Source organism: Parabacteroides sp. merdae-related_45_40, from assembly GCF_001915675.1.
Genome location: NZ_MNQY01000071.1, coordinates 1 through 9,807, shown reverse-complemented (window position 1 = coordinate 9,807; position 9,807 = coordinate 1). Strand labels below are relative to the sequence as shown.

Sequence of the window (9,807 nt, the reverse complement as noted above, 5' to 3'; positions counted from 1 at the left end):
ATTACCGTTTTTTTCCAATAATACTTCCAAACGTAAACTTCCTACGCTTCGATTATGACGATGCATCCATTGCATCACTCCTTTATAACGTACCCCTTGTTTACGGCAAAAGGTTTGAAAACTGTCGTAATGAGGGCGTGTACGGGGAAAACGAGTTTCTGCTTTCATCTTTTTTTGATGACAAAGCTAAATACTCTTGTTTGAAGAACAATGGTAGCATCGCGGAGACGCTTACGGACTTTGGATAAAAAGATTTATCTTTGTCAATCATTATAATAATTAACAAGGACGATATAAGTATAAGATATTAAGAACTTTATTTCATTACTTTAGTATTATTATTTGATTATAAGAGAAAATGATTCCCGGCTCGTCACTTTGGTGGCGAGCCTTTTTTATTATGGCACGGATAATGGCGCTTTTGTACATTATGCCCAGATGTAAGTATCTTTTATAGTAGATTATAATTTTGTGCGACTGAACTTTTCTATCTTTGCCTCTGTTAAAGGATTAAATGATTAAACAATTTGCATATGAATAAAAAATTTACACTTTTGGCTGCGGCCTTAATGACAGTAGGAACTTTTACTGCGGCGAGTGCGGCAAGTGATGATTGGACTGTCGGTAATTATTATTACTTGAAGAGTGGTAATAAATACTTGTCTTTGGATGGTAACAAGGCTGATTCGGTAGTAGTGAAAGAAATCACTTCATTTGAGAATGTGAATAAAGCTGCTCGTGATTCCGCTCTTTGGGAAATTACGGGAATAACAGAAACTGCTGGAACAGTTTATCAATTTAAGAACAAAAAGACAAATGCTGTTTTATCTTTTGCTGCATCTCAAGATGCTAAGCCTACTTTGGCTGCTGGCGTAAGCAAATGGACGTTTACAGATGGAGGCAGTTTAAGTGCTTCACTAAGTGATGGTAAAAAAATGACATTGGCTTTAGGTGCTAATGATGGCATTGTTTTTACTGGAGGAAGTGAGCTGAAGTTGGCTGTAACTAAGCCTGACACAATGACCATGACCCCGCAGGATCTCGGCGATGGTTTCAGTACTTTTCAGTTGACATTTGGTGATAAATATGAAGGGAATATCTTTACAGGTGAAGATTTGATTGCTAATTCTGTTGGAGATAAAGGTTTTATGACTTTGCAGGTGAAAGGTGATGAAGCATATTCAAATGGTGTAAAGAAGTTTTTAGGTGTTGATACACTCAAAACGACAATCAATAATCAAGAGGATGTATTTGGTGCAGGGTTTGCATTAGATTCAATTCGTAAAGTTTTGCGTCCTAATGAGCTTTGCAAGCACTTTAAGTTTGTTGTCAATTTGCAGAATGATTCTATTGCAATGTTTGTTGCAGGAGCTCCTGATTTTGATGATAATTTAGACGTTAATACAGAAGTGGGTGATACGGTTCGCGTTGTTTATGCTCAGGTTGGCAATACCAAGGTTTTAACTGTGTCTAAGTTTGGAGTGGGTGCTCAGCCTTTGCAGGGTAAACTTCCTTTGATTAATGTTTCAAAAGGAACTCCTGTTACAATCCCGACCGGTACAGGCGTTTACTTCTTACAGAAGGTAAGCGAAGGTGCTGATAACGGTAAATATTATGTGACGAAAGATGCCTTTATGGGAGGTGACAGCGTTCCTTCTATGAATTTGGCAAGAGGTCAGTGGTATATTAAAGAAAATAATGGTAAATATTCTGTTGTTGATCGTCAATCAAATTCAAGTATGATCGTAGATCAGGAAGTTTTTGCTGTACAAGGAAAAGAAAACACTTATTTGTTTGGTTCTGACTCCGTGAAAATATTTAAACAAGAGGTTAATCTGAATGATAAGTATTTAGGTTCTCTCTATTTTACGGAAGAAGAATTGAACGCTAACGGTTATGTACTGAACTTGGTTTCTGGAACAACAGGAGTAAGTAATATTTATGCATATACTACAGATTCTATCTTGAAAGGTAAAGTCGGTGATGCAAAAGATGCAGCAATCTTTAAGTTGGTAGTGGATAAAGTTGAAGAAGCTGGTGGTGCAAAGAGTTTGTTAGATACCTTGTTTGTCACTTCATATAAGTTAAGAGCAATGTTTAATAAAGATATGCTCGCAAAACAGAATGATAGTCTGAAGTTCTCATCTGTTGGAACTGCTGAATCTTTTAGATTTATTTCTGATGCTACTGCTGAAAAGTATGCTATGTTGTCTTCTACTAATCAGTATGTAGGTATGAATGTCAATACTTCTTGTGTACAGTTGTCAGAGAAAGCAGCTTACGTAAACCTTGAAGCCGTTGACGCCCCCGAATATGCTTCATTTGCAAGTGCTCACAAGCGTTTGGCTTATAACAACAATGCTTTGGCGATGAATCCGCTGAACTTCTTTGCTGAAATGAAAGATGAAGGTAATCCGATTACAAAAGCAAATTATGAAGCAGATTATTTTAGTTTGTGGGTTGAACAAGATACAGTCATTGCTGGTAAACAATTGTATTTTATTTCTTCCGGTGTCGCTAATGGTGGCAAAGCCGAAGCCAATATTCGCTATTACTTAGCTGCCAAAGATACAACAAGAGCAGGTATCGATGCCGATACTTATGCAATGTTCATCTCTCACGACTCGATTAAGACAATGAAGAACAACCCTGCTCTCTTCGCATTCAAGACTGCAGAAGAAGGCGGTTATTATCTGGAAAATCAGAAAGAGTTGAATGAGAATGGTAAGCCTTATGTAGGTGTTGTGAACGGTTTTGCCGTTATGCAGACCACTCCGAGTGCAGCATTCGAAGTACAAACTGCTTCCGCTCCGACAGCCAACGAAGAGATGAACGTCTCCGAGATCAAGGTGATCAGCAATGACGGTCAGGTTATCGTGACGAATGCTTCCGGTAAGATGATCACTTTATCTAATATCTTAGGACAGACAATCGGTGTTCGCAGAGCAAATTCTGAATACTTCTCAATGCCAGCAACATCCGGCATTGTATTGGTAACAGTCGAAGGTGACGCCACTTACAAAGTGATTGTAAAATAAGGACGATGATCTTATAAAAAAAGAAAGGCGGCCTCCTGCAAAGGGAGCCGCCTTTCTTTTTAGTAATTTTTGGAGATGTTTTTATTTCTCACCTGAAAGCTTCTTTTCCAGATAAGCCAACTTCTTAGTGGCCTTTTCCTTCTCTTTCGTCAGCTTTTCGATGTCGCTTAATACGACAGCCAGTTCATAGGTCGAGGCGATTGCTTTCTTATCCGCATCGGCAATGTAGAGGATATAAGGCTTGCCTCCCGTATATTCAACCTTGATGCGCTTCTCTTTATTGGCAAAAATGAACTTGACGGCATCTTCGCATTTTTCTCCTTGATAGGTCACGACTTCGGTCGTATTCCCTAAGTCCTTGAAATGGTAGTTCAGGCCGCCGTCGTAAGGAATGGCAGGCGTTTCGGCGAAAAGGCCGTCCTGGATACTCAACTTGATGCCGGTATGATTGATTGGCTTGCCTCCGAAATAAACACTTGCCAGGTACATCTCTCCTTTCTCGTTTACGCCAGAACGGATGTAACAACGCTGGATGTTGCGTTCGATAGTCTGTTGCTTGGAGACATAATTGCCGATTTCGTTATAGGCGGAATCCTTTTCGAAGTTAAAACCTTTCTTCAATCCTTCCAATTCCTGTTGCTTGACAGGGATCAGGCTGTCGCAAAAGGCCAAGTTGCGTTCCGCCTCCTTTTGCTCCACTTGGCGCATTAGTGTCAGACCTTCCCGGATCACCTTGAACTCTTTCGGGTATAGGATGCGGATGCTGTCGATTTCATTTTTGGCAGCAAAGAACTCATTCTGTTCATACATGCTTCTGGCATTGTCCAGCCTTGCCTGTGCATTCTTCTCGTCATTGTTACAACCGGCCAGTGCCAGGGTTGCAAGTGTTATACAGATTGCTGACTTTTTCATTATGATACTTCTTTAATTGTCTACTACTTTTATTCCCTGCAAAGATATTGGAAAAAGAGAGAATTAGCATCCCCGCAAGAATTTTCCTATCTTTGCGTGTCTGTTACTTTTGGATCAAGCCAAAAGTAACAGATAAATTTGTTGATAAACAATATATATATGTATATAGAACAAGAAGACATATTAAAACATATTTCGGCGAAACCGTTTCATTTGATTTCGGAGGCGGCGGATGAATTGGGAGTTGAAGCATATGTGATAGGCGGTTATGTGCGGGATATCTTTCTGCATCGTCCTTCCAAAGATATCGATGTCGTTGCCGTCGGGAGCGGAATCGAGCTGGCGAAAGCTGTTGCCCGGAAATTGGGACGGGGAGCTTATCTGTCCGTCTTCAAGAACTTCGGTACGGCACAGGTGAAAGCCGGCGATCTGGAACTGGAGTTTGTCGGCGCCCGCAAGGAATCCTACACGCATGACAGCCGCAAGCCGATTGTCGAAGACGGGACGCTCGAAGACGACCAGAACCGCCGTGACTTTACGATCAACGCTCTGGCGCTTTGCCTGAATAAGAACCGGTATGGTGAACTGGTCGATCCTTTCGATGGCTTGACCGATATGGATAATTTGCTGATCCGTACGCCTCTCGATCCGGATATTACGTTTAGCGACGATCCGTTGCGCATGATGCGTGCCGTCCGCTTTGCCAGCCAGTTGGGATTCTTTATCGATCCCGACACTTTCGATGCGATCGAACGGAACAAGGAGCGCATCTCGATCATCTCGAAAGAGCGTATTGTGGATGAGTTGAATAAGATCGTCCTTTCGCCGAAACCTTCTGTCGGCTTCGACCTGCTGGAACGTTGCGGATTGCTGCCGCTGATTTTCCCCGAACTCTGTGCCCTGAAAGGAGTGGAGACGAAGGAAGGGATCGGGCATAAGGATAACTTCGCCCATACCTTGATGGTGCTCGACCGCCTGAGCAAGACCTCTGATAACCTGTGGTTGCGCTGGAGTGCCCTTTTTCATGATATAGCCAAGCCGGCGACGAAGCGTTTCGACCCGCGCCTGGGCTGGACGTTCCACAATCATAATTTCATTGGTGAGAAGATGATTCCCGGCATCTTCCGCAAGATGAAGCTGCCGATGAACGAGAAGATGAAATATGTCCAGAAGATGGTCAGCCTGCACATGCGCCCGATCGCCTTGTCCGACGATGAGGTGACGGATTCCGCTATCCGCCGCTTGCTGTTTGATGCGGGCGACGATATAGACGACTTGATGAAACTTTGCGAAGCTGATATCACGAGCAAGAATCCCGAAAAGGTACGTCGTTTCCTGGCCAATTTCCAGAAGGTACGCAGCAAGCTCGCCGATATAGAAGAGAAAGACCGTGTCCGCAACTTCCAGCCCCCTGTGACAGGCGAGGAAATTATGGAAACATTCGGACTTCCCCCTTCCCAGCCGGTCGGTGTCCTGAAAGAAGCCATCAAGAACGCGATCCTCGACGGCGTGATCCCGAACGAATACGAGGCGGCCCATACTTTTATGCTCCAACGGGCGGAGAAGATGGGGCTGAAACCGGTAAAGGAATGATTGACAATAATTATAAAAAGAAGAACAGATGAAGCCTGAATTTAATTACGAATCCGTCCCTTTCGATTTTTCTCATTGCTTTTGCGGGCAGTGTAAAGTGGCTGATAAATGCCTCCGTCATCAAGTTGCCCTTCGGATTCCGGAGAGCAGGCATTCCGTGCCTGTCATAAACCCGAATAATGTTTCGCCGGATGGTGAAAATTGCCGGTATTTCAAAGCTGACCGGATGGCTGTGTACGGATTGGGGATCAGCCGTATGTTTGACGACTTGAATTATCGAAAGGCGATTGCGGTCAGAAGACAGGTTTATTATTATTTCGGGCGAAGCATGTTTTACCGGATTCTTCATAAAGAACGCCATGTCACGCCTTCCGAACAGGAGCATATCCGGCAGATATTCGTCAATAACGGAATCGATACCGAACCGGTTTATGATGAATATCAGGAAGGGTATAGTTGGTAAATCCTAAGTTTATATTTTTCTTATGCCAAGGAGAGTGTTTGGGCGTAGGCACGGGAAAAATGTCATATAGGCATGAGAAAACTTTCTTGTGTGCATGGGAAAGTTTTCTCATGCTGATGAGTATTTTTTTTCATGCCTATGAGAATAAATTCTCATGATGATGAGAAAAAGTTCTCATAGGCTTGAGAACTGTGAGAATCGGGAGCGTTGTCAATCAGTAACTTAATCTAATTTATCGTTTATACCTTTCCCCGTTTCTATCTTCTTGATGAATTTTGCCGGATTGCCGGCTACCACTGTCATGGGAGGCACGTCTTTAGTCACTACGCTACCGGCTCCGACGATAGCTCCGTAGCCGATGCGTACTCCCGGAAGGATGGTTGAATTGATGCCGATCCATGCCTTGTCTTCGATTACTATCGGACGGCCGTAGGTCGCGCTGCGGTTTTCCGGGTCCGGGTCGTGGTTGATGGTGATCAGGTTGACCTTCGGACCAATGAATACATCATCGCCAATCGTGATGCCGCCGCGTCCGAAGAAGGTACAACACTGCTGGATGAAACATCCCTTCCCGATCGTGACAGGCTTACCGTAGTCGATGTAGAGCGGCGGCAGTACCGTCGTGCTCTCTTCGAGGGGTTTGCCGAGAATCCGGCCCATATATTCGTGTACTTCTTCAGGTGTGTGGTAACCTGTATTCATTTCCGTAGCGGTTCGGATGGTGGCGAAAATGTCGGTGATCAACGCTTCGTAACCCGGCTCATTGGGCGAAACCATTTCGCCCGATAAATCTTTTTCAAAGATAGTCTTCATGTTATTCTTTCTTTATTTCGTTTTCTGATGCAAAGGTAGGCGGGGAGTGGCGCAATGGTTTTGTTGTGTGGTTCAAAATGCTTTGTTGGAAAGTCCACAAATAAAAAAGTCCCGCAACCTATGCGAGACTGATTCCCGGTTGTGTATCCTCTGTCGGAGGAATGCCGTACGTTTCTTTATAAATCTTCGAGAAGTGGGAAAGGTTCTTGAATCCTACTTCAAAGCAGATATCCGATACCTTGCGTCCCCCTTTCCGTATCAACTCGCGGGCGGCTTCGAGACGACGGCGTATCAACCATTCCCGCGGGGAAAGCGTACTGCACTTTTTAAAGTCCCGCTTGAACGTGGATAGGCTGCGGCCGGTATAATTGGCGATCTCTTCCATCGATATATCGTTCATGTAATTACTTTCGAGGAATTCCAGTATGTCGATTTTCCACGGGTCCGTAAAGTCGAAGATAGAAGCATACAGGTTCTTGCTCGTATTAAGCAACACATATATACCTTCGATCATTTTCAGTTGCAATAACTCCTCTGTCGGCTGGATGTTCGAATCGAAGTAAGGTGTCATGGATTCGAACAGACTTACGATATCGGGGCGGTTGGACGGCAGCTTGTACAAGCTTATTTCATCTCGCTTGGCATCTTTGGGTATTGCATCCCGGTCCAGACGATTGTAAAAACCACGCAAGAATTTGGGGGTAAACATCAGGAATATGGCTTTGAACTGTTCCCCGTTCCATGCCTGCTTGGTCATTTGTACACTGAAGTCCTTGCGGATAAAGGCGCAATCACCTTTATGCAGCCGGGTGGTTTTTTCTCTTTCATCAATGACCATTTCACCGGAGTACATGTAAACTAACACATGGGAATGGTTCCGATGTAAGCAACTTTTTCCTCCGTCGAAGTACATGGCCAGGAAAAAATCCGAATAGCGCAGTGTGTTGATTCCGTCCGTCATATTTTCTATTGGGCTATGAATGCAATTTCGTTTGCAACGGATAACTCGTTTCAGGAGTTTAACCTTTCGACCGTCTTTACCCCTTTCACAGCATTGATCTTCTTGGTCAGCATGTTTAACGCCGTCGTGTCGCGCACCATAACCGTGAAGTTTCCCTGGAAGATCCCGTCTACCGAGTCGATGTTCAGGGAGCGGAGCGTGACGCCCGTTTCCTTGCTGATGACGGAAGTGATGTTGGTGACGATCGCGATGTCGTCACGGCCGATAACCCGGAGCGTGACGATATATCCGTTGTCCCCCTTACCGCTCCATTTGGCCTGGATGATGCGGTAACCGAAACGGCTGAACATTTCCTGTGCGTTCGGGCAGTCCATCCGGTGGATCTTGATGCCTTGCGTGGAGACGAAACCGAACACCTCGTCGCCATAGATCGGGTTGCAGCACTTCGCCAACTTATACTCGATGCCCGTCAGGTTCTTGTCAATCACCAGGACATCCTTGTTGGTCGAGATTTCTTCCACTTCGGTTGTCGTGATGTATTCTTCGGCACTGCGGACTTCGGTGTGGTCGTTCGTTTCCGTTTCCCGGCGGAGCTGTTCCAGGTATTCGTCGATCACCTGGTTCGGGTCGAGGCGTTCTTCGGCAATCTCGACGTAGAAGTCGGTGACGGTCTTGAATCCTTTTTTCTTGATGTAACGCATCAGGATCGGTTCCTCCATCTCGATCTTCCGGTTCTTGAAGCGGCGTTGCAGCATCTCTTTGGCAAAGTCCACCGCCTTGGCAGTCTCTTCGCGGAGTGCCTGTTTGATCTTGACCCGCGCTTTCGAGGTGACGACGATGTTCAGCCAGTCACGTTTGGGTGTCTGGGTGGGAGCGGTGACGATGGAGACCGTGTCGCCGTTGTTCAAGGTATATTTAATAGGTACATTCTTCTCGTTCACCTTTGCCGAGACGCATTTGCATCCTAACTTGGTATGGATCGCGAAAGCAAAGTCGAGCACGGTCGCCCCTTTGGCCAGCTTGATTAGTTCGCCTGTCGGGGTGAAGACATAGATCTCGTCCTTGTACAGGTCCATCTTGAAATCCTGCATCAGGTCGAGCGGGTTGTTCTCTTTCGTTTCCAGGGCGGCACGGACGGTGTTCAGGAATTCGTCCAGCCCGCTTTCTGCTTTTCCCCCTTTATATTTCCAATGGGCAGCCAGTCCCCGTTCGGCAATTTCGTCCATGCGGCGGGTACGGATCTGCACTTCCACCCATTTGTTCTGTGGTCCCATCACGGTGATATGTAGACTTTCGTAACCGTTCGTTTTCGGGATAGATATCCAGTCCTTCATGCGTTTCGGGTTCGGCTGGTACATATCGGTGATGATCGAGTAGACTTGCCAGCAGTCCGAACGTTCCTTCTCATACGGCGTGTCGAGGATGATGCGGATGGCAAACAAGTCGTATATGTCTTCGAACGGGATGTTCTGTTTCTTCAGCTTGTTGTTGATGGAGTGGATGGACTTCGTGCGTCCCTTGATGTCGAACCGCAACCCAGCCTCCTCCAGCTTGCTTTTGATAGGGGTGATGAACTCGGCGATGTAGGCGTCGCGCGAACGTTTCGTCTCGTTCAGCTTCTGCTTGATAAAATCGTATTGCTTGCGGTCGGTATATTTTAGCGACAAGTCTTCCAGTTCGCTTTTGATCGTGTACAAGCCGAGGCGGTGGGCGAGCGGGGCGTATAGATAGGAAACTTCCGTTGCCAGCCGTTTCCGGTCCTCGTCATTCTTCAATTGTTTGCCGAGGCGCATCAGGCAAAGGCGGTCGGCGATCATGATCAGGATCACGCGTACGTCTTCGGCAAACGAGAACAGCAGTTTATGGAAGTTCTCGGAGTCGACAGCCGTATTGCGGGCGTAAAGATCCGAAGTCTTCAGCAGACGGCTGATGATCAGGGTGACATCCGCATCGAATGTAGTCTTCACTTCATCTAAAGTAATGATCTTTTTCATGACCGGACGGTAAAGCAGGAGTGCGATGACCGA

7 protein-coding genes are annotated in these 9,807 nt (G+C 45.6%); 3 read left to right on the top strand and 4 right to left on the bottom strand.

What is annotated here, in order from left to right; genetic code table 11:
- The first annotated feature begins 533 nt into the window (after positions 1-533).
- Complete coding sequence (locus BHV83_RS10255) at positions 534-3,038, top strand: DUF6383 domain-containing protein (RefSeq protein ID WP_122205345.1); 2,505 nt, start codon at positions 534-536, stop codon at positions 3,036-3,038.
- 81 nt (positions 3,039-3,119) lie between these two features.
- Here the strand turns inward: BHV83_RS10255 and BHV83_RS10250 are convergent, their stop codons facing one another.
- Entirely contained in the window at positions 3,120-3,950 is an 831-nt protein-coding gene (locus BHV83_RS10250; RefSeq protein ID WP_005645833.1) for a hypothetical protein, read from the bottom strand.
- A gap of 159 nt (positions 3,951-4,109) precedes the next feature.
- Here BHV83_RS10250 and BHV83_RS10245 point away from each other — a divergent pair, with 159 nt between their 5' ends.
- Positions 4,110-5,543, top strand: a complete 1,434-nt coding sequence (locus BHV83_RS10245) for a CCA tRNA nucleotidyltransferase (protein WP_119215582.1) — start codon at positions 4,110-4,112, stop codon at positions 5,541-5,543.
- Between the two features lie 28 nt (positions 5,544-5,571).
- Entirely contained in the window at positions 5,572-6,006 is a 435-nt protein-coding gene (locus tag BHV83_RS10240; RefSeq protein ID WP_286757473.1) for a DUF6078 family protein, read from the top strand.
- Between the two features lie 222 nt (positions 6,007-6,228).
- Here the strand turns inward: BHV83_RS10240 and BHV83_RS10235 are convergent, their stop codons facing one another.
- The 3 genes from BHV83_RS10235 to BHV83_RS10225 all read right to left on the bottom strand — a co-directional run.
- Entirely contained in the window at positions 6,229-6,819 is a 591-nt protein-coding gene (locus tag BHV83_RS10235) for a DapH/DapD/GlmU-related protein (RefSeq protein WP_270621130.1), read from the bottom strand.
- Positions 6,820-6,937: 118 nt separating this feature from the next.
- Complete coding sequence (locus tag BHV83_RS10230) at positions 6,938-7,780, bottom strand: AraC family transcriptional regulator (RefSeq protein WP_122205348.1); 843 nt, start codon at positions 7,778-7,780, stop codon at positions 6,938-6,940.
- A gap of 50 nt (positions 7,781-7,830) precedes the next feature.
- Positions 7,831-9,807 (bottom strand): RelA/SpoT family protein (locus BHV83_RS10225; RefSeq protein WP_286757472.1); only part of this gene is annotated, 1,977 nt, incomplete at its 5' end.